Annotated in this window: 26 protein-coding genes and 1 tRNA gene; 15 read left to right on the forward strand and 12 right to left on the reverse strand. The window is 71.8% G+C overall.

Annotated features, from left to right (window positions below; all coding sequences use genetic code 11):
* Positions 1-77: 77 nt before the first annotated feature.
* From AB0A95_RS00670 to AB0A95_RS00685, 4 genes are all read right to left on the reverse strand, one after another.
* Positions 78-1,343, reverse strand: coding sequence for a helix-turn-helix domain-containing protein (locus AB0A95_RS00670; RefSeq protein WP_357553472.1), 1,266 nt, complete (start codon positions 1,341-1,343; stop codon positions 78-80).
* 47 nt (positions 1,344-1,390) lie between these two features.
* Positions 1,391-2,242, reverse strand: a complete 852-nt coding sequence (locus tag AB0A95_RS00675) for a septum formation family protein (protein ID WP_357553474.1) — start codon at positions 2,240-2,242, stop codon at positions 1,391-1,393.
* A 96-nt stretch (positions 2,243-2,338) separates the two neighbouring features.
* On the reverse strand, positions 2,339-3,022 hold the full coding sequence (locus tag AB0A95_RS00680) for a response regulator transcription factor (protein WP_357553475.1): 684 nt from the start codon (positions 3,020-3,022) through the stop codon (positions 2,339-2,341).
* Complete coding sequence (locus AB0A95_RS00685; protein ID WP_357553477.1) at positions 3,019-4,218, reverse strand: histidine kinase; 1,200 nt, start codon at positions 4,216-4,218, stop codon at positions 3,019-3,021. Before AB0A95_RS00685 ends, AB0A95_RS00680 begins: the two co-directional genes overlap by 4 nt.
* Positions 4,219-4,566: 348 nt before the next feature.
* On the opposite strand from AB0A95_RS00685, the gene AB0A95_RS00690 reads away from it, so the two are divergent.
* Positions 4,567-4,890: a hypothetical protein gene (locus AB0A95_RS00690; protein WP_357553479.1), complete on the forward strand. Its 324-nt coding sequence runs from the start codon at positions 4,567-4,569 to the stop codon at positions 4,888-4,890.
* A 50-nt stretch (positions 4,891-4,940) separates the two neighbouring features.
* Here AB0A95_RS00690 and AB0A95_RS00695 read toward each other — a convergent pair whose 3' ends face one another.
* Positions 4,941-5,591, reverse strand: a complete 651-nt coding sequence (locus AB0A95_RS00695) for a hypothetical protein (RefSeq protein ID WP_357553480.1) — start codon at positions 5,589-5,591, stop codon at positions 4,941-4,943.
* Positions 5,592-5,843: 252 nt separating this feature from the next.
* Between AB0A95_RS00695 and AB0A95_RS00700 the strand changes: the two genes are divergently transcribed.
* Positions 5,844-6,449: a copper resistance protein CopC gene (locus AB0A95_RS00700; RefSeq protein ID WP_357553482.1), complete on the forward strand. Its 606-nt coding sequence runs from the start codon at positions 5,844-5,846 to the stop codon at positions 6,447-6,449.
* Positions 6,450-6,675: 226 nt separating this feature from the next.
* Here AB0A95_RS00700 and gltX read toward each other — a convergent pair whose 3' ends face one another.
* Genes gltX through AB0A95_RS00715 form a run of 3 tightly spaced genes read right to left on the reverse strand, consistent with a single transcriptional unit; the run spans position 6,676 to position 10,754 of the window.
* A complete protein-coding gene (gene gltX / locus AB0A95_RS00705) occupies positions 6,676-8,085 on the reverse strand; it encodes a glutamate--tRNA ligase (protein ID WP_357553483.1) in 1,410 nt (469 codons plus the stop codon).
* Positions 8,086-8,130: 45 nt separating this feature from the next.
* The gene (locus AB0A95_RS00710) at positions 8,131-9,408 is read right to left on the reverse strand and encodes an MFS transporter (protein ID WP_357553485.1); all 1,278 of its coding nucleotides are present in this window, start codon (positions 9,406-9,408) and stop codon (positions 8,131-8,133) included.
* Positions 9,405-10,754, reverse strand: coding sequence for a GH1 family beta-glucosidase (locus AB0A95_RS00715; protein WP_357553487.1), 1,350 nt, complete (start codon positions 10,752-10,754; stop codon positions 9,405-9,407). The genes AB0A95_RS00710 and AB0A95_RS00715 overlap by 4 nt, the downstream gene beginning before the upstream one ends.
* 188 nt (positions 10,755-10,942) lie before the next feature.
* Between AB0A95_RS00715 and AB0A95_RS00720 the strand changes: the two genes are divergently transcribed.
* Positions 10,943-11,389: an SRPBCC domain-containing protein gene (locus AB0A95_RS00720; RefSeq protein WP_357553489.1), complete on the forward strand. Its 447-nt coding sequence runs from the start codon at positions 10,943-10,945 to the stop codon at positions 11,387-11,389.
* A 256-nt stretch (positions 11,390-11,645) separates the two neighbouring features.
* Here AB0A95_RS00720 and aceE read toward each other — a convergent pair whose 3' ends face one another.
* Positions 11,646-14,384 (reverse strand): pyruvate dehydrogenase (acetyl-transferring), homodimeric type, encoded by a 2,739-nt coding sequence (gene aceE, locus AB0A95_RS00725; RefSeq protein ID WP_357553491.1) that lies wholly within the window; start codon positions 14,382-14,384, stop codon positions 11,646-11,648.
* Positions 14,385-14,563: 179 nt separating this feature from the next.
* Here aceE and AB0A95_RS00730 point away from each other — a divergent pair, with 179 nt between their 5' ends.
* From AB0A95_RS00730 to AB0A95_RS00760, 7 genes are all read left to right on the forward strand, one after another.
* The gene (locus tag AB0A95_RS00730; protein WP_357553492.1) at positions 14,564-15,013 is read left to right on the forward strand and encodes a hypothetical protein; all 450 of its coding nucleotides are present in this window, start codon (positions 14,564-14,566) and stop codon (positions 15,011-15,013) included.
* A gap of 26 nt (positions 15,014-15,039) precedes the next feature.
* A complete protein-coding gene (locus AB0A95_RS00735; protein ID WP_357070617.1) occupies positions 15,040-15,444 on the forward strand; it encodes a YjbQ family protein in 405 nt (134 codons plus the stop codon).
* A 521-nt stretch (positions 15,445-15,965) separates the two neighbouring features.
* Positions 15,966-16,370, forward strand: a complete 405-nt coding sequence (locus AB0A95_RS00740) for a MarR family winged helix-turn-helix transcriptional regulator (RefSeq protein ID WP_357553659.1) — start codon at positions 15,966-15,968, stop codon at positions 16,368-16,370.
* Between the two features lie 186 nt (positions 16,371-16,556).
* The gene (locus tag AB0A95_RS00745; protein ID WP_357553660.1) at positions 16,557-19,172 is read left to right on the forward strand and encodes a thiamine pyrophosphate-dependent enzyme; all 2,616 of its coding nucleotides are present in this window, start codon (positions 16,557-16,559) and stop codon (positions 19,170-19,172) included.
* A 112-nt stretch (positions 19,173-19,284) separates the two neighbouring features.
* On the forward strand, positions 19,285-19,725 hold the full coding sequence (locus tag AB0A95_RS00750) for a DUF3052 domain-containing protein (RefSeq protein ID WP_357553493.1): 441 nt from the start codon (positions 19,285-19,287) through the stop codon (positions 19,723-19,725).
* A gap of 88 nt (positions 19,726-19,813) precedes the next feature.
* Positions 19,814-20,278, forward strand: a complete 465-nt coding sequence (locus AB0A95_RS00755; protein ID WP_357553494.1) for a peroxiredoxin — start codon at positions 19,814-19,816, stop codon at positions 20,276-20,278.
* Positions 20,279-20,355: 77 nt separating this feature from the next.
* Positions 20,356-20,427: transfer RNA gene (locus AB0A95_RS00760), tRNA-Val, on the forward strand.
* A gap of 510 nt (positions 20,428-20,937) precedes the next feature.
* On the opposite strand, the gene AB0A95_RS00765 is transcribed toward AB0A95_RS00760, so the two are convergent.
* Entirely contained in the window at positions 20,938-21,678 is a 741-nt protein-coding gene (locus AB0A95_RS00765) for a 3-oxoacyl-ACP reductase family protein (protein WP_357553495.1), read from the reverse strand.
* 170 nt (positions 21,679-21,848) lie between these two features.
* Here AB0A95_RS00765 and AB0A95_RS00770 point away from each other — a divergent pair, with 170 nt between their 5' ends.
* Positions 21,849-22,478 (forward strand): HAD-IA family hydrolase, encoded by a 630-nt coding sequence (locus AB0A95_RS00770; protein WP_357553496.1) that lies wholly within the window; start codon positions 21,849-21,851, stop codon positions 22,476-22,478.
* A gap of 31 nt (positions 22,479-22,509) precedes the next feature.
* Here AB0A95_RS00770 and AB0A95_RS00775 read toward each other — a convergent pair whose 3' ends face one another.
* Positions 22,510-22,941, reverse strand: coding sequence for a phosphotransferase (locus AB0A95_RS00775; protein ID WP_357553661.1), 432 nt, complete (start codon positions 22,939-22,941; stop codon positions 22,510-22,512).
* Here AB0A95_RS00775 and AB0A95_RS00780 point away from each other — a divergent pair.
* The 3 genes from AB0A95_RS00780 (at position 22,849) to AB0A95_RS00790 (ending at position 25,007) form a co-directional block, all read left to right on the forward strand.
* Positions 22,849-23,160 (forward strand): hypothetical protein, encoded by a 312-nt coding sequence (locus tag AB0A95_RS00780; RefSeq protein WP_357553671.1) that lies wholly within the window; start codon positions 22,849-22,851, stop codon positions 23,158-23,160. The genes AB0A95_RS00775 and AB0A95_RS00780 overlap by 93 nt on opposite strands.
* 133 nt (positions 23,161-23,293) lie before the next feature.
* Positions 23,294-23,773: an N-acetyltransferase gene (locus tag AB0A95_RS00785; RefSeq protein ID WP_357553497.1), complete on the forward strand. Its 480-nt coding sequence runs from the start codon at positions 23,294-23,296 to the stop codon at positions 23,771-23,773.
* A 91-nt stretch (positions 23,774-23,864) separates the two neighbouring features.
* Positions 23,865-25,007 (forward strand): polysaccharide pyruvyl transferase family protein, encoded by a 1,143-nt coding sequence (locus tag AB0A95_RS00790; RefSeq protein WP_357553498.1) that lies wholly within the window; start codon positions 23,865-23,867, stop codon positions 25,005-25,007.
* An 8-nt stretch (positions 25,008-25,015) separates the two neighbouring features.
* On the opposite strand, the gene AB0A95_RS00795 is transcribed toward AB0A95_RS00790, so the two are convergent.
* On the reverse strand, positions 25,016-25,222 hold the full coding sequence (locus AB0A95_RS00795) for a hypothetical protein (protein WP_357553499.1): 207 nt from the start codon (positions 25,220-25,222) through the stop codon (positions 25,016-25,018).
* Positions 25,223-25,303: 81 nt separating this feature from the next.
* On the opposite strand from AB0A95_RS00795, the gene AB0A95_RS00800 reads away from it, so the two are divergent.
* Positions 25,304-25,822: a DinB family protein gene (locus tag AB0A95_RS00800; RefSeq protein WP_357553500.1), complete on the forward strand. Its 519-nt coding sequence runs from the start codon at positions 25,304-25,306 to the stop codon at positions 25,820-25,822.
* Positions 25,823-25,833 lie beyond the last annotated feature (11 nt).

Below are 25,833 nucleotides of genomic sequence, written 5' to 3' on the forward strand. Positions count from 1 at the left end.
CCTATGACTCTCCCGGATTCGCGCGGGTAACGCTGTGCCGCCTTCGACCAAACCACACTAGAACCTTTGCAGGTTTCCTACAAAAATCGGCGGGGATCATCCTCAGTTTGGGCGGTTTTCCGAGCATTCGGGGTCATTGTCTGACTCGACACAGTCGAGGTGATCGGGACGACCGGATCCAGGCGACCCACGGTGAGCGCGACCTGAAGTGCGAACGCGTCCCGGGGAGACAGCGGCGAGAAGCCTGTCACCTCGGCGATCCGCCGGAGCCGGTAACGCACAGTGTTCGGGTGGACGAACAACGCCCGGGCGGCGCTCTCCAGCGTGCCACCGGCGGCGAGGAAGGCGTCCAGGGTCGCCAGCAGTTCGCCGCCGGCACGCACCAGCGTCGCGTACACGTCGTGCCGCAGCCGCCGACGCGCCTCCGCGTCGCCAGCCAGGGCCCGCTCCGGCAGCAGGTCCGCGGCCGGCACCGGACGGGGAGCGTTGGGCCAGGCCGGCGCCGCCCGGAAACCGGACAGCGCCGCCCGCGCCGACTCGGTCGCCTCGTCCAGGCTCGGTACGGCCGGACCGACCACCACCGGCCCGTCACCGAACGCGCTCAGCAACTTGGCGGTCGCGGTGAGCGGGTCCGCCGCGCCGCCCAACACGATCACCAGCCGGTCGCCGTGCACCCCGCCGATGACCTCCACACCGATCCGGCGGGCCTGCCGGTAGACCACGTGCAGCACCGCGGAGACCTCCCCGCCCGGCGATCGGCCGACCGCCACCGCCACCGGTGGCGCGTCCGCCCAGCCGAGCGCGGCGGCCCGACTGGCCAGCACGTCGGGCGAGTCACCCCGCAACAGCGCGTCGACGAGCAGGGCCTGCAACCGGGCGTCCCACGCGCCCCGCGACTCGGCCGCCCGCGCGTAGACCCGGGCGGCGGCGAACGCGATCTCCCGGGAGAAGCGCAGCACCGCCTCCCGGAGTTGCTGCTCCTCGCCCTCGGCGGCCAGGTGCGACACCTGCTCCTCGACCACGTCGATGGTCACCTTGATCAACGCGACGGTCTGCTGGAGGGTGATCGACCGGGCCAGCGCCTGCGGGGCGGCGGCGAAGACCTCGTCCGAGACCTCCTGGGTGCTGTCCGCGGTGCCGCCACCCTCGCTCAGCCACTGCACCAGCGACCGGGCGCCGGCCTGGGCCACAAGCATCACCCAGGAGCGCTGGTCGGCCGGCAGCGCCCGGAACCACGGCAGCGTCTCATCCATCCGGGCCACGCTGGAGGTGGCCAACGCCCCCGCCGAACGCTCGATCCGGCGCAGCGTGGCCGCCAGCTCTCCACCCCCCGGCGTACTCATCGCCCTAGCCTGACACGTCGTGACCAGGCCAACCACGTCGGCACCGGTCAGCGGGCCGCCGGCAGCACGGTCCGACCGGCACCCTTCACCGACGCGGTGAGCACCCGGTCGGGGCTGTACAGGAAACACCAGGCGCCGGCATTCGCCTGCCACTCGGGCTCGGTGCGCGGGAAGTGCGCCAACACCTCGAACCGGTCGCCCAGATCCCGCTCCGGCAGCCCGACGTGTTGCGCGATCGTCGACCGGCAACCCGCGTGCATGACCTCATCGGTGACCTTGGCGGCCTCCGGGGCGGGCCGCCAGAGGCCGGCGAACTCGGTGGCGTGCGGCCCCGTGCAGTCGGTCGGCGGCAGGTTGACGCCGCCCTCGGCGGTCTCCTCCGGTTCGGTGAAACAGGTCAGCCGCAGCGGCGAGTCACCGGTCAGGGCGCCGCTGAGGCTGTTCGCCCGGGGATTGGGGAACCACCGGTCCACCGCGTGCATCTCCAGCAGGTCGCAGCGATACCACCGCTCACCCGCCTCCCAGTGCGCCGCCGACGGGATCAGCACCCGCATCGCCAGCCGCGACTCGCGCCACTCGCCACCCAGGAAGAGGTCGGCCTCGGCGTCGCAGGATCCGTACGCCCGCCCGACGCCCTTGCTGCCGGCCGCCGGCGGTGCCGACGCGGCGGCGTCCGCGCCACCGAACCGGCCGATCAGGAAGGTCTCCGTCTCGTGCTTCGACGAGCAGGGGATCGGCGTGTACGTCTCGGGGCTGCGCTCGTCGGAGGCGGTGGCGTGACACACCCCCGCCTCGGGGGTGTAGGACGGGAGCGACTCGTCGGCGAAGATGCTGTCGCAACCGCCCGCCCCCATGATCAGCACCGCCAGGACCGTCGTCGTCCCCCACCACCGTCGCACGTTGTCTCCGTTCTGGGCCGCCGCTGTCGGCGTCGATGGCGCGCAGCGTACGGCAGCAGACCGACGCGACACCGTCCAGAGTGGACCGGCGGTGGATCACGGCGGCGGCAGGCCCAACTCCTGGGCCAGGATCGCGGCCTGTACCCGGCTGCGCAGGCCCAACTTCGCCAGGATCCGGCTCACGTGCGTCTTGGTGGTGCTCTCCGCCATCGCCAGCCGGTCGGCGACCTGCTGGTTGGACAGGCCCAGCCCGAGGCACGCCAACACGTCACGCTCACGGGGGGTGAGGGTGCCCAGCGCGGCCCGGGTGTCCGCCGACGCCCCCGGCGCGGTGGCCGCGAAGGCCGCGATCAACCGACGGGTCACCGCGGGGGCGATGAACCCGTCGCCACGCGCCACCGTCCGCACCGCCGTCACCAGGCCGTCGGCGTCGGTGTCCTTGAGCAGGAACCCGGCCGCGCCGGCGCGCAGCGCGCCGAAGACGTACTCGTCGAGGTCGAAGGTGGTGAGCACCAGCACGTCGGCGAGCAGGTCGGCGACGATCGCGCGGGTCGCGGAGATCCCGTCCCGGCGGGGCATCCGCACGTCCAGCACCGCCACGTCCGGGCGCAACTCCCGGCACAACCGCACCGCCTCGTCACCGTCGGTCGCCTCGCCGACCACCTCCAGGCCGGGGGCGGCGCCCAGGATCAGGGCCAGTCCGGCCCGTACCGTCGGCTGGTCGTCCGCGAGCACCACCCGGACGGCCGCGTCGTCCGGTGCGCGCGCCGGCCCGGTCATCCGCCCTGCCCGGTGGGCAGCGCGGCCCGGACCCGCCAGCGCCCGTCCTGCGGCCCGGCGGTGAACCTCCCGGCCAACAGCGTGACCCGCTCCCGCATCCCGATCAGCCCGGCCCCGGCGCCCGGCATCCCGCCCCCGGGTGCGCGCACCGGATTCTCGACAGTCACCACCACCTCCGCCGGCCGGTACGCGATGGTCAGCTCCGCCTCACCCGTACCGTGCTTGAGCGCGTTGGTCAGCGACTCCTGCACGATCCGGTACGCGGCGAGGTCCACCCCCACCGGCAGCGGGCCCGGGGTGCCATCGGTGCGTACCCGCACCGCGAGGCCGGCGGCCTGGATCCGCTCGACAAGTCCGTCCGCCTCGGCGAGCCGCTTGGCGACCGCCTCCGGCACCGCCGGGCCGTCGCCCGCCAGACCGTCGCCGGTCGCCGGCTCCCGCAGCACCTCGATCATCTGACGCATCTCCGCCAGGCCCTGCACACTGCTCTCCCGGATCACGCGCAACGCCGAGGTGACCTGGCCGCGATCCAGGCCGGGTACGGACAGCACGGCGGTGGCGTGGATGGCGACCGCGCTGAGGTGGTTGGCGACGACGTCGTGCAGCTCCCGGGCCATCCGGGCCCGTTCGGCGCTGACCGCCTGCCGGCGGTCCAGCTCGACCAGCCGGGCGGTCTGCTCGGCCCGCGCCCGCTCGGCGGCGGCCTGGTCGCGGTACTGCCGCACGCTGATGCCGGTCAGGACGGGCAGCAGCCCGGCGAGCACCACCAGGACCCCGACGGTGACCCCGCGCCAGTTGTCCAAGGAGACCACGCCGACGACGGCACCGACCAGGCTCAGCCCGATGGTGACCCGCAGCAGCCACCGCCACAGCCGGGGCGGACCGTACACGCAGGCGTCGTAGAGCACCTGCGTGTAGACCAGGATCGTGCCCAGCGAGTTGCCGAGCGCGGTGTCCACCACCAGCGCTCCGGTGCCCACGGCCAGGCTGGCGCGTGGGGCGACCCGACGCATGCCCACCGCCGCGCACATCACCAGCAGCGGCGGCAGGAACAGCGCCGACGGCACGCCCGGGTCCGGACGGACCTGCGGCTGCCAGCCCAGGGCGTAGAGCACCAGGCCGCCGGCCAGCGACGCGGCGGCGAGCGCGAGGTCGCGGCCGAGGGTGCCGGAGCCGAGCCACGGTGGCGGTCGCATACCCACGATCCCACCACAGCCGCCGACCCCCGGACACCGACCGGAGGAGGAGGCCGACGGCGTCGACATGCGCCGAAAGGGGTACGCGCAGCCGGCCCGCTCCGGCTGCGCCGCGCCCGCTGAGCGCGGGCCCGCTCCGGCTGCGCCCGTTGTCTGCGACGTCCGGATTAACGGCGCGAAAAGAGGCTGTGAACTGCGCGACCAGGTTCCGCGCTCACCGCCGTCTTCGCGAGCCGACCGGTGCCCACCCCGGGTACGCCGTGCGTGGCCCGTCGGTCCCGGCCAGTACGGTGACAGGGGCACGTCGGGGGAGCACCCGCGGGTGAGGCGAACGTGAGGAGACCGGGGATGGCGCACGGGGAGGCCGAGCACGGCTGCGCCCAGGGCGAGCCCTGCCGGCCGGGGCACCACGACCCGCAGGTGGCCGGTAAGCACCGCCGGCCGGCTGGCGCGCCGGGGCACCCGGGGGAGCCGCTCACCGGCCGGGACGACGAGACCACGCTCCCGCGCCAGCGTTCCGCCGAGGCCGCCGCCCCGGCCGAGCCCGACGCGGACGTTCCCGCTGGTTGCCTCAGCGAACTTCCCGGCTGGGCGGGGGCGCATCGGCACGGCCCGGTCCGGCCGCGCCCACGGGCCACCCGCCGGGAGCGCCCACCACGCCGCTGGTGCTGACCGCCCGCCACGCGAGACAGCGCGTGTGGCGGGTCAGTGCGTGCGGCGGGTCAGCGGGTGCGGCGGCGGATCAGCAGGGCGATCCCGGCCAGGCCGACCGTGATCGTCAGCATCACCCCGACGTTGAGCAGCAGCAGGCGTTGCAGGTCGCCGAGCGCGTCGTCGAGGTCCTTCGCCGGGTCGAGCGTGTCCTCCGGGAGCACCCGTTCGCCACCACCCGCACCACCGCTGACCGTGTCGAACTGCCGCTCCAGCGGCACACCGGCGGTACGCAGGGTCTCCGACATGCTGAGCCGACCCAGGAACCAACCAGCGCTGGTCTTGCGGCCGTCGGGCTGCTTCGCCGGCCGGTAGACCCGCGGGCCACCGACAGCCCTGGGGTAGAGGTCGTACGTCTGCTGCGGCGTCTCACCGGCGAACACCACGACTGTGTACTTCGGACCGAGGTCGGCCGGCTTCGGGCCGGTCGGCATGCCGGTGCGCCCCAGGAAGTTGACCTGGTCGATGACCGCGCCGACGTGGGCGGGTTGGGTGTCCACGCGCAACCGCAGCGGCGCGGCGATCCCCTCGCCGGTGATGTCCACCCCGGCCGGTGCCGTGTTCGGCGCCGCCAGAGCCGGGCCGGCGGTGCCGAGCGACAGCAGCGCCGTCGCCAGCGTGCCCGCCAGCACGGCGGCCAACCGCCTCATGTGTCGGAGCATCCCGCCTCCTCGCCCCGTTCGATGGATGGCTTCGGTGTGACGCCTGAAGCGGTCCGTCGGTGCGGCATCGACCAGATGGCCGGGCCTACTCCTACAGACTCCGCAGAACGTCGATGAGTTGCAGCTTCTGGAACAGTAATTGGAACTATCTGCGATCTCTGCTCAACTAATGAGGAGCCGTTTGATCAGCGGGCGGATCGTACCCTTACGGAGGGGTTCATGGGGGGCAGGGTTACACGTACGGTGCGGGTCATGCCAGTGGTGCTCGGCGTGGCGTTCGGTGTGTCGTTCCTGATGCCGGCAACTCCGGCCGCCGCGCACAACTCGCTGACCGGCAGCGATCCGCGCGACGGTGCCCGAGTGGCGAAGGCTCCGGCCCGGATCGAGCTGCGGTTCCTCGCCAAGCCGGCACCGGCTACGACGAAGATCACAATAACGGGACCGAACAATGTGGTCGCCGGCGGCCCACCCGTCTTCGATGGCAGCCGCGTTCGGGTGCCGTTCACGCCGACGGCCGCGGGGCTCTACATCGTCGGCTACCAACTCGCGTCAAGCGATGGGCACCCGGTGAAGGGCGAGGTTCGGTTCACCATGACGACCGGGACCGCCGCCGATCCGTCCGCCTCGCCATCGGCCACCGCCGGCACCAGCCCGGCCGGTTCGCCCTCGGCCGTCGGCACACCATCCGCCGGGCCCGCGTCGGCCACGCCTGGCAGCCCGACGGCCTCCACGGTGCCGGCGGCGTCGGAGCAGTCCGGCCCCGGTGCTCGCCCCTGGATCTGGGCGCTCGGTGGCGTGCTGCTGCTCGCCGCACTCGCAACCGCCCTCATGTTCCGTCGGCACCGACGAGTTCGGTGACCCGCTGAGAGTCACCGCTCCCGGTGGGACAGGTGGATGGTCATCCTTTGCCCTGCGCCCGCGGATGCGACGGCTACGGTCTGTGACTGGCGCCTATTGGGGTGCAGAGCAAAGGCAGTGCGATGGGCAGTGGCGAGCGCGATGCGCGGGGGCGAGGGCGATGCGCGGGGGCGACGCGCGCCGGCGGCGACACCGTCGCCGTTCTTGACGCGTCGACGAGCGACGGTCAGACCAGGCGGAGTCGGGCGGCGCGCATCCGGGTCAGGGTGCGCTCGCGACCGAGCACCTCCAGCGACTCGAACAGCGGCAGACCCACGGTGCGGCCGGTGACCGCGACCCGGACCGGTGCCTGCGTCTTGCCCAGCTTGAGGCCACGCTCGGCGCCGACCGCCTCCAGCGTCGACTTCAGCGCCTCGGCGTCCCACGACTCCAGCGACTCGAACGCCGCGAGGGCGGCGTCCAGCAGCTCGGCCGAGCCGTCCTTCATCGTCTTGGCCCAGGCGGCCTCGTCGATCATTGGCGAGGCGAGGAAGAGGAAGTCGACGTTCGGGACGATCTCGCTGAGCAGCGCGAGCCGGGTCTGGGCGAGCGGGGCGACCGCGGCGAACGCGTCGGCGTCGAACTCCTCCGGCTGCCAGGGCGGCGGCGCGATGGTCCCGGTGCCGGTGAGCCACGGCTGGCAGGCGTCGATGAAGTCGGGCACGGACAGCGCCCGAATGTACTCACCGTTGAACGCCCGCAGCTTCTTCTCGTCGAAGAACGCGGGGGAGGGGTTGACCTCCTCCAACCGGAACTCGTCCTCGATGACCGACCACGGGACGATCTCCCGGTCGCCCGACGGCGCCCAACCGAGCAGCATCAGGTAGTTGCGCATCGCACCGGCGAGGTAACCCTCGTCGCGGTACGCCTCCAGGGCGACCTTGTCCCGGCGCTTGGAGAGCTTCTGCCGCTTCTCGTTGACCACCACCGGCACGTGCGCCCAGATCGGCGGCTTGACCCCGAGCGCGTCCCAGAGCAACTGCTGCTTGGGCGTGTTGGGCAGGTGCTCCTCGGCCCGGATCACGTGGGTGATCCCCATGGTCATGTCGTCGACGACGTTGGCCAGCAGGAAGACCGGCGAGCCGTCGCCGCGGGCGATGACGAAGTCCTCGATGAGCTTGTTCTCGAAGGTGGGCTCACCGCGGATCAGGTCGACAACCACTGTCGTGCCCTCGTCGGGCGTACGGAAGCGCAGCGCGTGCCCCGGGCCGGGGCCGAGGCCACGGTCGCGGTGGTAGCCGTCGTAGCCCTGGTACTGGGAGCCGGTGCGGGCCTGCACGTCCTCGCGGGTGCAGTCGCAGTAGTAGGCACGGCCCGAGTCGTAGAGGCGGGTGGCGGCGGCCCGGTGCTCGCCGGCATTCTCCGACTGGAAGTACGGCCCCTCGTAGCTGCCCCGGGAGATGCCGATCCAGTCCAGCGCGGAGAGGATGCCCTCGGTCCACTCGGGCTTGTTGCGCGCCGCGTCGGTGTCCTCGACGCGCAGCACGAACACCCCGCCCTGCTGCTTGGCGTAGATCCAGTTCTGCAGTGCCGAGCGGGCACCGCCGACGTGGAACATACCGGTCGGGGAGGGGGCGAAGCGCACACGTACCGTCACGCCCCCAGCCTACGGCGGACCGCAATCGCGTTCCGCCACGACCCCTCAGGCAACTGAGCGGATCTTGACCACCAGGGCGCTGCCGATCAGGGTGACCACGGCGGTGACCGCGTAGAGCGTGGGGTAACCGCCCAGGTACACCACGAGCGGGGCGGACAGAGCCGGCCCGAGCACCTGCGGCGCCGAGTTGGCGATGTTGATGACGCCCAGGTCCTTGGCCCGGTCGGTGGCCCGGGGCAGCACCTGGGTGATCAACGCGGCGTCCACCGAGAGGTAGACGCCGTAGCCGGCGCCGAGCAGCAGCGCCGCGACGATGGCCATCGGCCAGACCGGCGCGACGGCGAGCAGCAGCGCCGCCACCGCCATGATCAGCCCAGAGACGATCACGTAGATCTTGCGGCGCCCGGAGCGGTCGGACAGCCGGCCGGCCACCACCGCGGTCAGCATCATGCCGAGCGTGTAGAGCAGGATCAGCACGAGCAGGCCACCCTCGGGATCGGCGTGGTGCACCCCGTCGGTGAGGAAGTACAGCAGGTAGAGGGTGCCCAACGCGTTGCCGAGCTGGACCAGGAACCGGGTGATCCAGGCCCAGGCGAAATCCGGGTGCCGGCGCGGGCTGATCCACATCGAGGCCAGCAGCGCCCGGGTGCGCACCACGGGCCGATGGGTACGTGGCAGCGGCTCGTCCGGGGTGAGCAGCGCGAACGGCAGCGACAGCAGCAGGATCGCCACCGCGATTGCCAGATAGCCGGCGGCGTTGCCGGTCACCACGGCGGTGACCAGCACCGCGCCGAGCACCAGCCCGAGCGCCTGCGGGATGCCCACCCAACCCGAGACACCGCCGCGCTGTGTCACCGGGACCCGGTCCGGGATGGCCGCGCTGAGGCTGGCCAGCATCGCGTTGAAGCAGACCTGCGCGGCCACCCAGCCGAGGGCGACCCCGAGGATGGTCCGCTGCTGGGCCAGCAGCACCAGGGCCACCGCGCCGAGCAGGGCCCCGCCCGCCGTCCAGACGTGCCGACGACCGAACTCCCGGCCGGCGATCCGCAGGCAGGTCCGGTCGGAGAACGCGCCCGCCAGGGGGTTGGCGAGCACCGCGGCCAGCGCGCCGAGGCCGGTGACCACGGCCAGCATGTTCTCCTTGTCGCCCGGTGCGATCTGCTCGATCTGCTGCGGCAGCAGCACCTGGATGGGCGTGAAGAACGCCATCCACACGCCGAGGTTGGCGGCGAAGATCAGACCGATCCAGCCGCGCCGCACCGGCACCGTCGGCTCGGCGAGCGCCGCCGGCAGCGACGCCGGCGTCGGGTCCAGGGTGGTCACCGCGCCGACCCGTCCCGGGACGCCGCGATCACGTCCCGCAACCAGGTGTACGACGACTTCGGCGTACGCGACTGGGTGGCGTAGTCGACGTGCACCAGACCGAAGCGCTTGGTGAACCCCTCGGCCCACTCCCAGTTGTCCAGCAGCGACCAGACGAAGTACCCGCGCACGTCCACCCCGTCGTCGATGGCGGCCCGGACCGCCCGCAGGTGCCCGTCGAGGTACGCGATCCGCTCCGGATCCGCCACCTGCCCGTGCGCGTCCGGTGCGTCGTCGTACGCGCAGCCGCCCTCGGTGATCTCGATGGGCGGCAGCGCGTCGCCGTACGTGTCGCGCAGCCAGCCGAGCAACTCGCGCAACCCGTCGGGGGCCACCGGCCAGTCGAAGGCGGTACGCGGATAGCCGTCCAGTGGCACCAGGTCGAACGGCAGTGGCGAACCCTCCTCGGCGGCCCGTACACCTGTGGGGTTGTAGTAGTTGACGCCGAGCACGTCGATCGGGGCGGCGATGGTGTCCAGATCGCCGGGGCGCACGATGTCCGGGTCGAAGCCGGGCACCTCCGGGTAGCCGCGACCGAGTAGCGGATCGGTGAAGAGCCGGTTGTGCAGCACCTCGTACGCGGCCCCGGCGGCCCGGTCGGCGTCCCGGTCGCCGCGCACCCGCACCGGCGAGTAGTTGTTGGCGATCGCCACCGGACTGGTGGTGTGCGATCGCAGCGCGGCGACGGCGAGCCCGTGCCCGAGCAGTTGGTGGTGGGCGACCGGGAAGGCGTCGAAGAGCAGCGCCCGGCCGGGGGCGTGCTCGCCGATGCCGTAGCCGAGGCTCATGTGGATGAACGGCTCGTTGAGGGTGATCCAGAGCCGGACCCGGTCGCCGAGCCGGGCGGCGGTCAGGTCGGCGTACTCGGCGAAGCGGGCGGCGGTGTCGCGGTGCAGCCAGCCGCCGGCGTCCTCGAGCGGTTGCGGCAGGTCCCAGTGGTAGAGGGTGGCCACCGGGTCGATGCCGGCGGCCAGCAACTCGTCCACCAGCCGGTCGTAGAAGTCCAGGCCGGCAGGGTTGGCCGGGCCGGTGCCGGTGGGCCGCACGCGGGGCCAGGCGATCGAGAACCGGTACGCCGAGACGCCAAGTCCGGCCAGCAGCGCGACGTCCTCGGTGTGCCGGTGGTAGTGGTCGCAGGCCACCGCGCCGCTGCTGCCGTCGCTGATGCGCCAGGGGGAGTGCGCGAAGGTGTCCCAGATGGACGGACCCCGTCCGTCGGCCGTGCTGGCGCCCTCGATCTGGTGGGCCGAGGTGGAGACGCCCCAGCGGAAGCCGGTGGGGAACTCGGGCATCGGTGCGGTGGACATGCGCCCTCCCGGTCAACGTGAAACGTGTTCGGGACTTTAGGGCGCTCTCGATGGATGCGCCATAGGCCGGCCTGGCGCAATCCGCAATGGTTGATCGGCGTGTCTTTTTCCGAACCCGTCCAGGTAAGTCCGATTTAGCGCATAGAGTGCCGATATCGTGGGATGTCCTCACCGGAGGAAGACGGAAAATGATCCTCGTTGAACGCAGTGCGCACGTGGCGGCGCCAGTTGAAGTGGTCTGGGATGTTGTCCAGCGGGCCGAGCAGTTGCCGGCCTGGCTGGCCGGGGTTCGCGCGGCCGAAGTGCTCTCGGGAGAGGGCTTCGGCCGGCGACAACTGGTCCAGGCGGGGCGCGGCTCGGCGCACGAGGCCGAGGTGATCGCCTACCAGGAGCCGACGCTGATCGGCTGGCGGGAACGGGCCAAGGGCGCCGGCTCTCGGGCGGAGGCACGCACCGAGATCTACGTCCAGCTCACCACCGACGAGGAAGAGGGCGGGACCATCGTGCGGCTCATCGTGGTCCGCTGGCCGGCCGGCCCGGTCAAGGCGGCCCTGCTGCGCCTCGGACTGCGTCGGGTCGGCGCCGACCTGGAGGACTCGCTGGCCCGGCTCACCGACCTGGCCGCCGTCGGCTGACGAGCGCCCATCCTCCCGGCGCCACCCGCGACGGCGGTGGTCCGGATCCCCGCCAGGGCCCCCGGACCACCGCCGCTCCGTACGCCACCCCGCCCCCGCCCCCGCATGGCGTCGATCATGGACTTGTGGTGCCGGGAAAGGTGCGATTCAAGCGCTTCGTCCACCACCACAACTGCATGATCGACGGGTGCACGTGGGGCAGGCATGACGAAGGGCCCGGCGCGCAGCGCCGGGCCCTTCGTCGATGGTGCTGGGGCTAGCTGTCGCCGCCGGTCTCGCCGACCGGGGCGGCGTTGACGTCGTCGATCGCGTACTTCTTGGCGGCCTCGGCCGGGATCGTGGCCGCGATCGCGCCGCTGCGGGCGAGCTGTCGCAGCGTGGCCACCACTATCGACTCCGCGTCGACGTGGAAGTGTCGACGCAGCGCGTGCCGGGTGTCCGACATGCCGAAGCCGTCAGTGCCGAGCGACGTGTAGTCGCCGGGCACCCAGCGGGCGATCAGATCCGGTACGGCACGCATGAAGTCACTCACCGCGACCTTCGGCCCGTCCGCGTCGGCCAGCTTCTGCTGGATGTACGGAACCTTCGCCTCGGCGCCCGGGTTGAGGAGGTTGTACTCCTCGGTCTGCACCGCGTCGCGGCGCAGCTCCGTCCAGGAGGTCACCGACCAGACGTCGGCGCCCACCCCCCAGTCCTGGGCGAGCAGCTGCTGGGCCTTGAGCGCCCACTGCATCCCGGTGCCGGAGGCCAGCAGGTTGGCCTTCGGGCCGTCGACCTGCGGCGCCGACGCGTAGCGGTAGATGCCCTTGAGCAGGCCCTCCACGTCCACGTCGGCCGGCTCGGCCGGCTGGAGCGTCGGCTCGTTGTAGACCGTCAGGTAGTAGAAGACGTTCTCCTGCGCGTCCCCGTACATCCGGTGCAGACCCTGCTCCATGATGTGCGCGATCTCGTACGCGAACGCCGGGTCGTACGCGACCACCGCCGGGTTGGTGGCGGCGATCAGCAGCGAGTGCCCGTCCTCGTGCTGGAGGCCCTCACCGTTGAGCGTGGTCCGACCCGCGGTGGCACCGAGCAGGAAGCCCCGGGCCATCTGGTCGGCCGCTGCCCACAGCCCGTCGGCGGTCCGCTGGAACCCGAACATCGAGTAGAAGATGTACATCGGGATCATCGGCTCGTCGTGCGTGGCGTACGCCGAGCCGGCCGCGGTGAACGAGGCCACCGAACCGGCCTCGTTGATCCCCTCGTGCAGGATCTGCCCGGAGGTCGACTCCTTGTACGACAGGAACAGCTCCCTGTCGACAGAGGTGTAGCGCTGGCCGTGCGGTGAGTAGATCTTCGCGGTCGGGAAGATCGAGTCGAGACCGAAGGTGCGGGCCTCGTCCGGGATGATCGGCACCCAGCGCTTGCCGAACTCCTTGTCCTTCATCACGTCCTTGAGCAGACGGACGAAGGCCTGCGTGGTGGCCACCTTCTGCTTGCCCGAGCCGCGCTTGACGTCGGCGAACCGCTCCGGACCGGGGATGGTCAGCCGCTTCGTGCTGGTCCGCCGGGACGGGAGGTAGCCGCCGAGCTGCTCGCGCCGCTCCTTGAGGTACGCCAGCTCCTCGGACTTCTCACCCGGGTGGAAGTACGGCGGCAGGTAGGGGTTGTCCTCCAGCGCCTTGTCCGGGATGTCCAGGTAGAGCCGGTCGCGGAAGGTCTTCAGGTCCTCCAGCGTCAGCTTCTTCATCTGGTGGGTCGCGTTGCGGCCCTCGAAGTGCGAGCCGAGCGTCCAGCCCTTGATCGTCTTCGCCAGGATGACAGTGGGCTGACCGGTGTGCTCGGTGGCCGCCTTGTAGGCCGCGTAGAGCTTGCGGTAGTCGTGCCCACCCCGCTTGAGGTTCCAGATCTCGTCGTCGCTGAGCGGCTCGACCATCTTGCGGGTCCGTGCGTCACGGCCGAAGAAGTGCTCCCGCACGTACGCGCCCGACTCCGCCTTGTAGGTCTGGTAGTCGCCGTCGGTCGTGGTGTTCATCAGGTTGACAAGCGCGCCGTCGGTGTCCGCGGCGAGCAGCGGGTCCCACTCGCGGCCCCAGACCACCTTGATCACGTTCCAGCCGGCACCCCGGAAGAACGCCTCCAGCTCCTGCATGACCTTGCCGTTGCCCCGCACCGGGCCGTCCAGCCGCTGGAGGTTGCAGTTGATCACGAAGGTGAGGTTGTCCAGCTCCTCGCGGGCGGCAACGCCGATCGCGCCGAGCGTCTCCGGCTCGTCCATCTCGCCGTCGCCGAGGAACGCCCAGACGTGCTGCTGCGAGGTGTCCTTGATGCCGCGGTGCTGGAGGTACCTGTTGAACCGGGCCTGGTAGATCGCGTTCAGACCGCCGAGACCCATCGAAACGGTGGGGAACTCCCAGAAGTCCGGCATCAGCCGCGGGTGCGGGTACGACGGCAGCCCACCGCCGGGGTGCGACAGTTCCTGGCGGAACCCGTCGAGCTGGTGCTCGCTGAGCCGCCCCTCCAGGAACGCCCGCGCGTACATGCCGGGGGAGGCGTGGCCCTGGTAGAAGATCTGGTCGCCACCGCCCGGGTGGTTCTTGCCCCGGAAGAAGTGGTTGAAGCCCACCTCGTAGAGCGACGCGGAGCTGGCGAAGGTGGAGATGTGCCCGCCGACGCCGATCTCCGGGCGCTGCGCCCGGTGCACCAGCATCGCGGCGTTCCACCGGACGTACGCCCGGATCCGCCGCTCGACGTGCTCGTCACCCGGGAACCAGGGCTCACGCTCGGACGGGATGGTGTTGATGTAATCGGTGGTGGTCAGGGGCGGAACCCCGACCTGGCGCTCACGGGCCCGCTCCAGCAGGCGCAGCATGACGTAGCGGGCGCGCTTGGCGCCGCGTTCGTCGATGACACCGTCAAGCGACTCGACCCATTCGCTTGTCTCGTCAGGGTCGATGTCCGGAAGCTGGCTCGGTAGGCCGTCGCTGATCACCGGGCGCTTGCGTTCCGTAGCCACAGGCGTTCCCTCGGTTGTGTGTGGGATAGGTCTCTGCCGCCATCCTGCCCCCTGGTGGCACCCCTCGTCACGTCTAGGTCCCCCGGACGCGATGCTGAACACAGGTACCCGCCGGTAACTTAACGCTACGACCGGGCCGGAAACCGAGCGGTTTGACCGCGGCACCTACCGTCACCACCATGAACGGACGCCATGTCGCGGTCGCCGTGAGCATGATCGTTATGGGGGTGGTGGGCCTGATCCTCGGCGCGGTCCGCCTCGCTGCCGGTAACACCTGGCCGACGGTGGGACTGCTGGCCCTCGCGGTCGTGCTCGTCGTGTTCGGTGTGGTCCTGCTGCGGGACGCGAGCCGGGCGGTCCGTCTGAACGGCCCGGATGGCCGTCGCCGCCGCCGTCCCGACACGGACGGCGCCGCCGGGTACCCCCTTTACCCGATGCCCGCCCCGGACGCCGGGAGCGGGCACGTCGGCCGCCAGCGTGACGGCGACCACGACAACTCCGACGGTACGGAACCGGTCGGCGGCGGTGACTCCGGTGGCGGCTGGTCCGGCTGGGGCTGGTCCAGCGGTGACTCCGGTGGCGGCTGGTCCGGCGGTGGCGACTCGGGTGGCGGTGGCGGCAGCTCCTGACCCCTGCCTGCGGCAGAATGCGACGTATGCGCAGCGACGTGATCACCGTCCAGACCGGGTCCCGGCCGACCGTCCGGGACATCACCGCCGAAGCCCAACAGTTCGTCTCCGGGGAGGGCGACGGCCTGCTGCACGTCTTCGTGCCGCACGCCACGGCTGGCCTGGCGATCATCGAGACCGGGTCGGGCTCCGACGACGACCTGCTCAGCGCGCTGGACGACCTGCTCCCCACGACGGACCGCTGGCGGCACCGGCACGGCTCACCCGGCCACGGTCGGGATCACGTGCTGCCGGCGTTCGTCCCGCCGTACGCCACGCTGCCGGTGCTCGGCGGGCGTCTGGCGCTGGGCACGTGGCAGTCGATCTGTCTGGTCGACACCAACGGCGACAACCCCACCCGCCAGGTCCGCTTCTCCTTCCTCCCCGGCTGACCGCGCCTCGCGCCTCGCGCCTCGCGCCTCGCGCCAAGATCGTGCTCGATCCTGGTTGTAGTGGTGTCGGGCGTGCGGGAGGCCACCACATCCATGAACTTGCGCAGGGCGGAGGGAACTCGCCGCCTCTGCCGGCTGACCGCGGCCTCGCGACCGATCGGGTTGTCGGCCAAGTGGTTTCCTCGCGGCCGGCCAGGTCGGTCCGTTTTCGTGGGCATCCTCGCCCCGGGGCGTGGGCATAGCGCGCCCACCCTCACGGCCCGCGGGTGCAGCCCGCCGAGGTCCACTGCTCGCCGGGCGTCCGACCGCGCCGACCAGGACGGCGGCGTAGTGCACGTACTCCCCCGGGCTGCCGAGCCACTGCTCGCCGGGCGTGCGACCGCTGGGCGGCGTGCTCGAACCCGATCGCTGAGCTCCGCCGCCGGACGCCTGCGTACGGTGTGGACGTGACTCAGGAGGCGGGTTCCGCTGCAGGTGGACCCGTGGATCGGGCTGGTCTCGCCGACGATGTGGTGCGTCGGATGGCGCAGGTGACCGCCGCGCTGCGGCACCGGCAGGGCGTCGCGTTCGCCCAGTTGGGGCTCACCCCGGCGACGGCCCGGGCGTTGCGCGAACTGGACCCGGAGCAGCCGCTGCCCGCCCGTGACCTCGCCGGTCGACTGCGGTGCGACAGGTCGAACGTGACGGCGCTTGTCGACAAGCTGGAGCAGGCCGGGTTGGTCGAGCGCCGTACCGACCCGGCGGACCGCAGGCAGAAGACGTTGGTGGTGACCGACAGGGGACGCGTCGAACGGGACCGGGTGGCCGAGGTGATGTCCGACTCCGGACTCCTGTCCGGGCTGACCGACCGGGAGCTGAGCACCCTTCGTGACCTGGTCCGAAAGATGTCCGACGGTGACTGTTCGGAGCCCGGTGGGCCGGACTGAGTCGACAGGTGCCAACCGTGTCCCACTGGGCGACAAAGGCTCTCGTCGGTAATGCTGTCCCACGTGACGACCCCGCAAGATCTCGACGACCGGTTCCGGGAGACGCTGGCGGCGCTGCCCGCCGCGGGGCGGCGGCGTGACCCCGCCGACCCGGTCACCGACGATGCCCCACTGACCGGGGCTCAGGTGCTGGACCTGTTCGACGCGCAGGTGACCAGCCGGCAGCTCGACCTGGCCGGCCGTTGGCTGCGCGGCTTCGGCGAGGGCTTCTACACGATCGGCTCGGCCGGGCACGAGGGCAACGCCGCGGTCGCCGCCGCGCTGCGCCCCACCGATCCGGCGCTGCTGCACTACCGTTCCGGCGCCTTCTACTGCGTCCGCGCCGCGCAGGCCGCCGCCGATTCGGCAGCGACAGCGGGTTCGGCAACGAACGCCGATTCGGCAGCGACCGCCGACCCGAAGTCGTCCGCTCCCGTGCCGTCTGGTTCCGTGCCGTCCGGGTCCGTGCTGACCGGGTCTGTGCCGGTGGACGTCGACCGATCCGAGTCCCGGCCGAGCGGCCGCGGGTCGACCAGCGCCGAGTGGCCCGACCGGGGGTCGACCAGCGCCGAGTGGCCCGACCGGGGGTCGACCAGCGCCGAGTGGCCCGACCGCGAGGCAACCGGCCCTGAGGCGACCGGCCGCGAGGTGACCGGCCGCGAGATGATCGGCCGCGAGGTGACCGGCCGCGAGGTGACCGGCCGCGAGGTGACCGGCCCCGAGGTGACCGGCCCCGAGGTGACCGACCGCGATCCCGCCGGGTCCGAGCCGCCCACCGGCGGGTTCGCGGCGTACGAGGACGCGGCCCGGGACGTGCTGCGCGGGATGGTCGCCTCCAGTCAGGAGCCGATCGCCGGCGGCCGGCACAAGGTGTTCGGCCGGGCCGACCTGGCCATCGTGCCGACCACCTCCACTGTCGCCTCGCACCTGCCCCGCGCGGTCGGGATGGGACTGGCCGTGGAGCGGCTGCGCCGGCTGGACAGCGTCGGGCGTCGTACCGGTGCCGGGGTGCGGGTCGGCGGCGGGGCGGGCCCCGCATCCGCGCCGTGGCCGCCGGACGCGATAGTGGTGTGTTCCTTCGGCGACGCCTCGGTCAACCACGCCAGCGCCACCGCGGCGTTCAACACCGCCGGCTGGTACGACCACGCCGGCCTGCGCATCCCGGTGCTCTTCGTCTGCGAGGACAACGGGTTGGGCATCAGCGTCCGTTCACCGGAGGGCTGGGTCGAGGCGACCCTGCGGGCGAAGCCGGGCATCCGCTACTTCGGTGCGGACGGGGCCGACCCGGTGCGGGCGTACGCGGTAGCGGCCGAGGCCGCGGCCTGGGTGCGTCATAACCGGCGCCCGGCCGTGCTGCACCTGCGCACGGTACGGCTGATGGGGCACGCCGGTGCCGACGCGGAGTCGGCGTACCGGAGCACGGCCGAGCTGGCCGAGGACCTGGACCGGGACCCGGTTGCCGCCACCGCGCGGCTGCTCGTCGACGCCGGCGTGGCCACCGGCGAGGAGCTGTTGGCCCGGTACGACGAGACCGGCTGGCAGGTACGCCGGCTGGCCGAGGAGGTGCTGGGCGAGCCGAAGCTGGCCTCCGCGGCCGACGTGGTGTCGGCGTTGGCCCCACGCCGGCCGGTGCGGGTGGCGCGGGCGGTGGCCGACGCCGCGGCGCGGGCCAGCGGGCCGGGCGCCGGCGCCCGGGTCGAGGCGTTCGGCGGTAAGCCGCCGGAGTTGGCCGGCCCGATGAGCCTGGCGCAGAGCATCAACGCGGCGCTCGCCGACGGGATGCTCGACCACCCGCAGATGGCGATCTTCGGCGAGGATGTGGCCGCCAAGGGCGGTGTGTACGGGGTGACGAAGGGGCTGCGCGACCGTTTCGGGGCGGCCCGGGTCTTCGACACCCTGCTGGACGAGACGTCGGTGCTCGGGCTGGGTCTCGGCGCCGGGTTGGCCGGGATGCTGCCGGTGCCGGAGATCCAGTATCTGGCGTACCTGCACAACGCCGAGGACCAACTGCGCGGCGAGGCGGCGACGATGCAGTTCTTCTCGCGGGGGGCGTTCCGCAACCCGATGGTGGTCCGGGTCGCCGGGCTGGCGTACCAGGAGGGTTTCGGCGGGCACTTCCACAACGACAACTCGGTGGCCGTACTCCGGGATGTGCCAGGTCTGGTGGTCGCGGTGCCGGCGCGGCCGGACGACGCGGCGCCCATGCTGCGGACCTGCCTGGCCAGCGCTGCGGTGGACGGCAGCGTCTGCGTGTTCGTGGAGCCGATCGCGCTCTACCACACCCGTGACCTGTACGCCGAGGGTGACGGGGAGTGGCTGGCCGCCTACCCGGAGCCGGGCGCGTGGGTTTCCGGGCACGTGCCGATCGGTCGGGCCCGCGTCTACCGGGTCGGCTCGGCCGACGATCTGACCATCATCACCTTCGGTAACGGGGTGCGGATGTCGCTGCGGGCCGCGGCGGCCCTCGCCGAGGAGGGGGTGGGCACCCGGGTGGTGGATCTGCGCTGGCTTGCCCCACTGCCGGTGGCCGACATCATCCGGGAGTCCTCGGCGACCGGCCGGGTGCTGGTGGTGGACGAGACACGCCGGTCAGGTGGCGTTGGCGAGGGAGTTATCGCCGCTCTGGTGGACGGCGGATATGTCGGCGCCGCGCGGCGGGTGGCCGGAGTTGACTCGTTTGTACCATTAGGTCCGGCAGCACGTCATGTTCTGGTCTCGGCGGAAGCCATTACCGACGGTGCCCGTACGCTGCTGGCACGGTAAATTCCGTTCCATCCGGTGCGCCACTTGCGCGGGGACGCACAAGTGTGTGGACTTTGCCTGACGGCGTCGCACCGACGCCGCGAGCAGGGACGAGATGAGGAGGCACGCGACAGTGAGCGCGACCGCTGGTCAGGCCGCCGACGGGGTACGCAGCCTGGCGGACCGGTTCGGAATCGAACCGGGGATGGTCGTCATGGAGATGGGGTACGACGACGACGTCGACCAGGATCTCCGGGACGCCCTGACCGACCGCTGTGGAGAGCTGGTCGACGAGGACACCGACGAGGTGGTCGACGCGGTGCTGGTTTGGTTCCGCGACGGCGACGGTGACCTTTTCGATCTCCTCCTCGATGCCCTCGGCCCGCTGGCCGACAACGGGGTCGTGTGGCTACTCACCCCGAAGGCGGGGCGTGACGGGCACGTCGAGCCGAGCGAGGTCGCGGAGTCCGCGCCCACCGCCGGCCTTCAGCAGACCTCGACCGTCAACGCCGGCCGGGACTGGAGCGGCGCACGTCTGGTGCTGCGTCGAGGGGCGGCCAAGGCCAAGAAGTAGCCCGCGCCGTTCCGCTGGCCCGGCGGTCCACACCGTCGGGTGGCAGGCTGGTGCCGTTTCCCCGACTCGACCCCCGAGGAGGTCACGCATGCCCATCGAGGTTGGTGCCCAGGCACCGGACTTCGTGCTGAAGGACCAGAACAACCAGGAAGTCCGGCTCTCGGACTTTCGGGGCAGGCGCGTCGTGCTGCTGGTCTTCTACCCGTTCGCCTTCACCGGCACCTGCCAGGGTGAGTTGAGCGAGGTGCGGGACAACCTCGACGCGTACGTGAACGACGACGTCCAGGTGCTGACGGTCAGCGTCGACTCGGTCTACAGCCACAAGGTCTGGGCCGACCGCGAGGGCTACCAGTTCCCCATGCTTGCCGACTTCTGGCCGCACGGCGCCGTCGCCCAGGCGTACCGGGTCTTCAACGACGTCGCCGGCTTCGCCAACCGGGGCACCTTCGTCATCGACAAGGCCGGCGTGGTCCGCTACGCCGAGATGAACGGACCGGGCGAGGCCCGCGACCAGCAGGGCTGGCGCAAGGCCATCGCCGAAGCGACAATCTGACCGGGGTACGCCGTGCGCCGGGGTCGGCGGCGAGCAGGGTAAGCTTGCCAGCCACCGGCCCGCCGCACGGGCGATCCGGGCGCGTAGCTCAGTGGGAGAGCACTCGCCTTACAAGCGAGGGGTCGCAGGTTCGAAACCTGCCGCGCCCACCCTTCACTACAAGCGTGACCTTGTGTGGTCGCGGGCCGCCGGTTACTCCTGGTCAACAGGCGGTAGCCGATCCACGGCACCAGGAGTGTGCCGGCCAGGACGGCCACCCATGCCAGGAAGGCGACGCCATTCGGGTCGATCCGCCAGCTCACCGGCTTGAACCACAGCTCGGCGCTCACCCGCAGGGCGAACGCGGCCACGGCGAAGGGCCAGACCAACAGGCGTGCCGCGCGAAGGGGCATGGCCGGCACCGTAGGCGGTCCGGTCAAGCCGCCGAGCGAGCCCGGTGCTAGTTGAGGTCAACGCCGTTGCGTTAGGTGGAACGGCTGTTCGTCAACCAGCACTGCCTCGCCGATCATTGAGTTGTGGTGGGTAACAGAACGCCCGTAAAACCCTCAAAATTGGCACCACAACTCCATGATCGCCAAGCCGGGCCCGACCCCTAACGCAACGGTGTTGTGGTTGAGGTCGGGCGGCGCCGGATGGCACGGCGACGCCGCCCGGGATTCTCAGCTGGTGAAGCCGCCGTCCACATTGATCACCGCACCGGTCACGTATCCGGCCTCGGGGCTGGCCAGGTGCGCGACGGTGGCCGCGATGTCGGCGGGGCGAGCGTAGCGGCCGACGGCGGTGAAGCCGCTGATGGCCGCCGCGTTCGGGCCGTCCGCCGGGTTGGCGTCCGTGTCGGTTGGTCCGGGGTTGACCAGGTTGACGGTGATGTCGCGTGGGCCCAGCTCGCGGGCCAGGCCCCGGGTCAACCCGACAAGCGCGGTCTTGCTCATGCAGTAGAGCGTCAGCCCGGGAAAGACGGCCCGTTCACCGACGTTGCTGCCGATGCTGATGATCCGTCCGCCTTCGCCCAGGTGCCGCAGCGCCGCCTGCACGGCGACGTACGGTGCCCGGATGTTCACCGCGATGGTCTGCTCCATCTCCGCCGGGCCGAGTTCGTCCATGGTGCCGACGGGGAAGACCGCGGCGTTGTTCACCAGGATGTCCAGCCGACCCAGGTCGGCGGCCACCCGGTCGACCGCACCCCGCACGGCGCTCGGGTCGGCGGCGTCGGCCCGCACGGCCAGCGCCCGCCGGCCCAGCGCCTCGATCTGCTTCACCACTGTCGCGGCCCGCTCCGCGTCCTGCCGGTAGGTCAGCGCCACGTCGGCACCGTCCTGGGCCAGGCGCAGGGCGATGCCGGCCCCGATGCCGCGGGAGCCTCCGGTCACCAGGGCGACCCTGTCGTTGAGTGTCATCATGCGAACGATCATGTGGCCGCGCCGACCTGTCCGTCTGGCGGCAATCGGACCCCTCGTCCCCACCCCCAGGTCCGAAACCCGCGCCCGCGCCCGCCCCCGCCCCGCGGATCTTGGGAAGTGAGGGAGGGGCGACTTATCCTCGGGACCCGAGCGACTGGGGGAGCGTGATCGTGGAACTGGCCGATATCGGCGCGGTGCTGTTCGACATGGACGGCACCCTTGTCGACTCCGACGCGGCCGTCGAGCGGGCCTGGGAGCGCTGGGCCGCCGAGTACGGGATCGACAGCAGTGCCGCGTTGGCGCTCGCCCACGGCAGCCCCGCGGACCGGACCATTCGCCGCCTGCTACCCGCGCTCGACGACGCCACGGTCGCCGGGGCCGCGGCTCGACAGCTCGCGTTGCAGTACGACGACCTCTCCGACGTGGTGGCCACCCCCGGTGCGCGCGAACTACTGGGCACGCTGGCCCGGCTGATGCTGCCCTGGGCGGTGGTGACAAGCGCCGACACCCGGCTGGCGGAAGCTCGCCTCGGTGCCGCCGGCATCGTCGCTCCCGTGCTGGTCACTGTGGAGGACGTCCGGGTCGGCAAGCCGGACCCGGAGGGCTACCTGCGGGCCGCAGCGCTGCTGAACGTGCCCGTGGCGCGGTGCCTGGTCGTCGAGGACGCCGAGGTCGGCCTACGGGCCGGGCGCGCGGCCGGCGCGATGACCGCCGCGCTGAAGGGGCTCGACGGCGACCTGTGCCTCGACGACCTGGCGCAGTTGGCACGCCAACTGGAGTCGGCGCTCACGACACCCTGACCGCCAGGAGGCCGCGAAGACGGTCGGGGCGTCAGCGTAGACGGGCGGCCAGCCAGGGGAGCAGGGCGTCGGCCTGGGCCTGCTGAAACGCGCGGACGGTGGGGATGCCGTGCGGCGGCGGGCGCCGGGCGCTGTCGGCGAAGAAGCCGGCCAGCCCGGCGTACACCCCGGTGAGCGCGATCGGATCGACCTCGGCGGTGAGGCGTAGCCGGCGCAGCAGCGCCTCGGTGTCGTGCCCGCCGTGCAGCCGGACGTTGACCAGCAGCAGCGCGGTGTCCAGCCAGGCCGGCCCCCGGCACGCCCACGGCCAGTCGACCACGTGGACCCTGCCGGTCGCGTCGAGCAGCAGGTTGTCGGCCCGTACGTCCACGTGGCAGAGCGTGTCACCGGCCAGCGCGGCAACGCCCCGGTCGGCGGCGGCACGCAGTTGGTCCAGGTGCCCCCGGACCCAGGGGTCCAGCAGTTCCGCGGGTCCGCGGCGATCCGGTGCCAGCCGGCGAAGTCCGTGGCCAGCAGCTCGACCGCGGTTGGCACGTGCGCCACCGGGCTCGGGGTGAGGACTGTCGCCATCACCTCCAGCGCGTTCAGCACGGAGGTCAGCTCGTCGACCCTCCACGGCGTGGCAGGGTGCCGACCGTCCACGTCGGAGAAGACCAGCGCCACCCACTCGCCGTCGTCGTGACAATCCAGCAGAGAGTAGACCGACGGTCAACCTCATGATCACGGAGGCGCCGGGCCGGTCGTGGTGAACCCGGTGGCACGCCCGGGTCGGATCTGCTGCACTCTTGACCGGCGACGACAGAGGGGAAGATTCGGTGGAGTTGACGTTGACGCCGATGACGGCACAGGACCTGGCCCGGTTGCTCGGGGAGTTGGAGCAGGGGTACGCGGAGGACCTGGTCGTAAACCGGGGGTTGACCCCGGAGGCGGCCCTCGAACGGTCGGTCAGCCAGATCCGGGAGTCGCTGCCGGCGGGCGCGGCGACCGAGGGGGCGTTGCTGCGGCTGGGCCGGGTCGACGACACCGAGATCGGCTGGATCTGGGTGATGCTGCCGGCGGCGACCGCCCCGCGACAGGCCTGGATACACAACATCGAGGTGCACCCGGCGCACCGGGGGCGCGGCTACGCACGTCGGATGATCCAGCTCATCGAGGCCGAACTCGCCCAGCTCAACGTGCCCGAGTTGGGTCTGAACGTCTTCGGTTCGAACGCCGTGGCGATCGGGCTCTACCGGAGTCTGGGCTTCGAGGTCACCTCGCAGCAGATGGCGAAGCGCATCACCGCGGCGAGCTGAGTCGCGAGCCACCCAGGCCGGTCCCGGCGGCAGGACTGTTCACCTGCCCAGCGGGAAACCGGCGCGGACCGCACCTGGGGAGGAGCGACGGATGACGCATGGCGCCGGACTGACCATCGGTGTGCTGGGCTCGTACGGTGGGCGAAATCTCGGCGACGAGGCGATCCTCACCGGCCTGCTCACCGATCTGCGCACGCAGGAACCAAACGCCCGGATCATTGTCTTCTCCCGTAACCCGGAGCACACCCGGGCCGCCCATCCGGATGTCGAGGCGGTGCCCTGGGAGGGCGTCAGCCGTACCGACTCGGCCCTGGTCCTGGCCCAGCTCGACCTGCTCATCCTGGGCGGCGGCGGCATCCTCTACGACCGGGAGGCCCGCCGCTACCTGCGGGTGGTCCGGGTCGCGCAGGAGCGTGGCCTGCCCCTGATCACGTACGCGGTGGGGGTCGGGCCGCTCGGCGACGCGGTGGACAGCGGCATGGTCCGGGAGACGCTCTCCGGCGCGACCCAGGTGACGGTCCGTGACCAGGAGTCCCGGATGGTGCTGGAGGAGGCCGGTCTGCTCAATCCGATCACGGTCACCGCCGACCCCGCGTTCCTGTTGCAACCCGAGGAGTTCCCGACGCACCTGCTCGCCGAGGAGGGCGTGCCGGTCGGTAAGCGGCTGGTCGGGATCAGCGTGCGGGAGCCGGGGCGGGCCGCCGAGCGGCTGGACGTGGACGGCTACCACCGGCTGCTGGCCCAGATCGGTGACTTCCTGGTGCACCGGATCGACGCGTACGTGCTGTTCGTGCCGATGGAGCGCGACGACATCCGGCACGCCCACGGGGTGCTCTCCCACATGGTCGCCGCCGATCGGGGGCGAATCCTGCACGGCACCTACTCTCCACAGCAGGTACTCGGGCTGATGCGGCACTTCGACCTGGCCGTCGGCATGCGCCTGCACTTCCTGATCTTCGCGGCGATGGTCGGCACACCGTTCCTGCCCCTGCCGTACGCCGGCAAGGTCTTCGACCTGGCCCAGCGGCTCGGCGTGCCGGCCCTGCGCGGCGTGGAGCGGGAGGTCGAGGGGCCGCTGTTGGCCGAGGTCGACCGGCTGTGGGACGAACGGGAGCAACGCGCCGAGGCCACCGCCCGCCGGGTGGCGGAGGTGTGCGAGCAGGCGCGGGGCACCTCGGAGGTCACCCGCGGCGTGTTGGAGGGCCTGCGCAGCCAGGCCCTGACCCGGGTCTGAGTGGGCGCTCAGACCGCGGGGCCGGTCCACCGGTAGCGCCACTCGCCGGCATCTTCGTGGGCGGTCTCCAGCTCGTAGATCTGGGCTCCCGCCAGCCCACCCGAGCCGAGGTGGTGGTGGGTCAGCGGTGGACGGCCGTTGCTGTCCAGTTCGACGGTGATGGTCTGCCCGTCCGCCGAGCCGCCGACGAGAGGGATCTGCACGGATGAAGCCATGCGCCCATCCTGCCCGTCGTGTCGCCGGCCCGCAGCGATAGCGGGGCAGCGGGGTGGCCACCCTGTGACTAGGGTCGGCGGATGGAGCAGACGATCGATCCGACGCTCGGTCCGGTGCTCGCCCGCACCGGCGACGAGCGCGCCGTACTGGACTCGTTTCTCGACTTCCACCGTGCCGTGCTGCTGCGCAAGGTGCGCGGTCTCTCCGACGCCGACGCCGGTCGACGGCTGGTGCCCTCGGCGACCACCCTCGCCGGGCTGGTCAAGCACCTGACCCTTGTCGAGCGGAACTGGTTCCCGACCCTGCTGGCCCCCGAGCCGGGCGACGTCTACCTGACCTCGGAGGAGGACGCGGTGGCGAGCTTCACCCTCGGCGACCAGGACACGGTCGCCGGGCTCACCGAGGCGTACGAGCGGGCCTGCGCCCGGTCCCGGTCGATCGCCGCGCGTTTCGACCTCGACCACGTGGTGCCGCACCCGCAGCTCGGCGAGGTGTCGCTGCGCTGGATCCTGGTGCACCTGATCGAGGAGACGGCCCGACACGCCGGCCACGCCGACATCCTCCGCGAGCTGACCGACGGCGAGTCCGGAGCGATCTGACCCCCGACCCC

This window comes from Micromonospora sp. NPDC049230 (assembly GCF_040647875.1).
In the GTDB taxonomy this organism is placed as follows: Bacteria; Actinomycetota; Actinomycetes; order Mycobacteriales; family Micromonosporaceae; genus Micromonospora.

What these genes read in the sequence shown, in the direction of transcription:
- AB0A95_RS00670 (WP_357553472.1), bottom strand. Translation starts at nt 1,343, where the DNA reads ATGAGTACGCCGGGGGGTGGAGAGCTGGCGGCCACGCTGCGCCGGATC.
- AB0A95_RS00680 (WP_357553475.1), bottom strand. Translation starts at nt 3,022, where the DNA reads ATGACCGGGCCGGCGCGCGCACCGGACGACGCGGCCGTCCGGGTGGTG.
- AB0A95_RS00685 (WP_357553477.1), bottom strand. Translation starts at nt 4,218, where the DNA reads ATGCGACCGCCACCGTGGCTCGGCTCCGGCACCCTCGGCCGCGACCTC.
- AB0A95_RS00690 (WP_357553479.1), top strand. Translation starts at nt 4,567, where the DNA reads ATGGCGCACGGGGAGGCCGAGCACGGCTGCGCCCAGGGCGAGCCCTGC.
- AB0A95_RS00695 (WP_357553480.1), bottom strand. Translation starts at nt 5,591, where the DNA reads ATGCTCCGACACATGAGGCGGTTGGCCGCCGTGCTGGCGGGCACGCTG.
- AB0A95_RS00700 (WP_357553482.1), top strand. Translation starts at nt 5,844, where the DNA reads ATGCCAGTGGTGCTCGGCGTGGCGTTCGGTGTGTCGTTCCTGATGCCG.
- AB0A95_RS00715 (WP_357553487.1), bottom strand. Translation starts at nt 10,754, where the DNA reads ATGTCCACCGCACCGATGCCCGAGTTCCCCACCGGCTTCCGCTGGGGC.
- AB0A95_RS00720 (WP_357553489.1), top strand. Translation starts at nt 10,943, where the DNA reads ATGATCCTCGTTGAACGCAGTGCGCACGTGGCGGCGCCAGTTGAAGTG.
- AB0A95_RS00730 (WP_357553492.1), top strand. Translation starts at nt 14,564, where the DNA reads ATGAACGGACGCCATGTCGCGGTCGCCGTGAGCATGATCGTTATGGGG.
- AB0A95_RS00735 (WP_357070617.1), top strand. Translation starts at nt 15,040, where the DNA reads ATGCGCAGCGACGTGATCACCGTCCAGACCGGGTCCCGGCCGACCGTC.
- AB0A95_RS00740 (WP_357553659.1), top strand. Translation starts at nt 15,966, where the DNA reads ATGGCGCAGGTGACCGCCGCGCTGCGGCACCGGCAGGGCGTCGCGTTC.
- AB0A95_RS00755 (WP_357553494.1), top strand. Translation starts at nt 19,814, where the DNA reads ATGCCCATCGAGGTTGGTGCCCAGGCACCGGACTTCGTGCTGAAGGAC.
- AB0A95_RS00765 (WP_357553495.1), bottom strand. Translation starts at nt 21,678, where the DNA reads ATGATGACACTCAACGACAGGGTCGCCCTGGTGACCGGAGGCTCCCGC.
- AB0A95_RS00790 (WP_357553498.1), top strand. Translation starts at nt 23,865, where the DNA reads ATGACGCATGGCGCCGGACTGACCATCGGTGTGCTGGGCTCGTACGGT.
- AB0A95_RS00795 (WP_357553499.1), bottom strand. Translation starts at nt 25,222, where the DNA reads ATGGCTTCATCCGTGCAGATCCCTCTCGTCGGCGGCTCGGCGGACGGG.
- AB0A95_RS00800 (WP_357553500.1), top strand. Translation starts at nt 25,304, where the DNA reads ATGGAGCAGACGATCGATCCGACGCTCGGTCCGGTGCTCGCCCGCACC.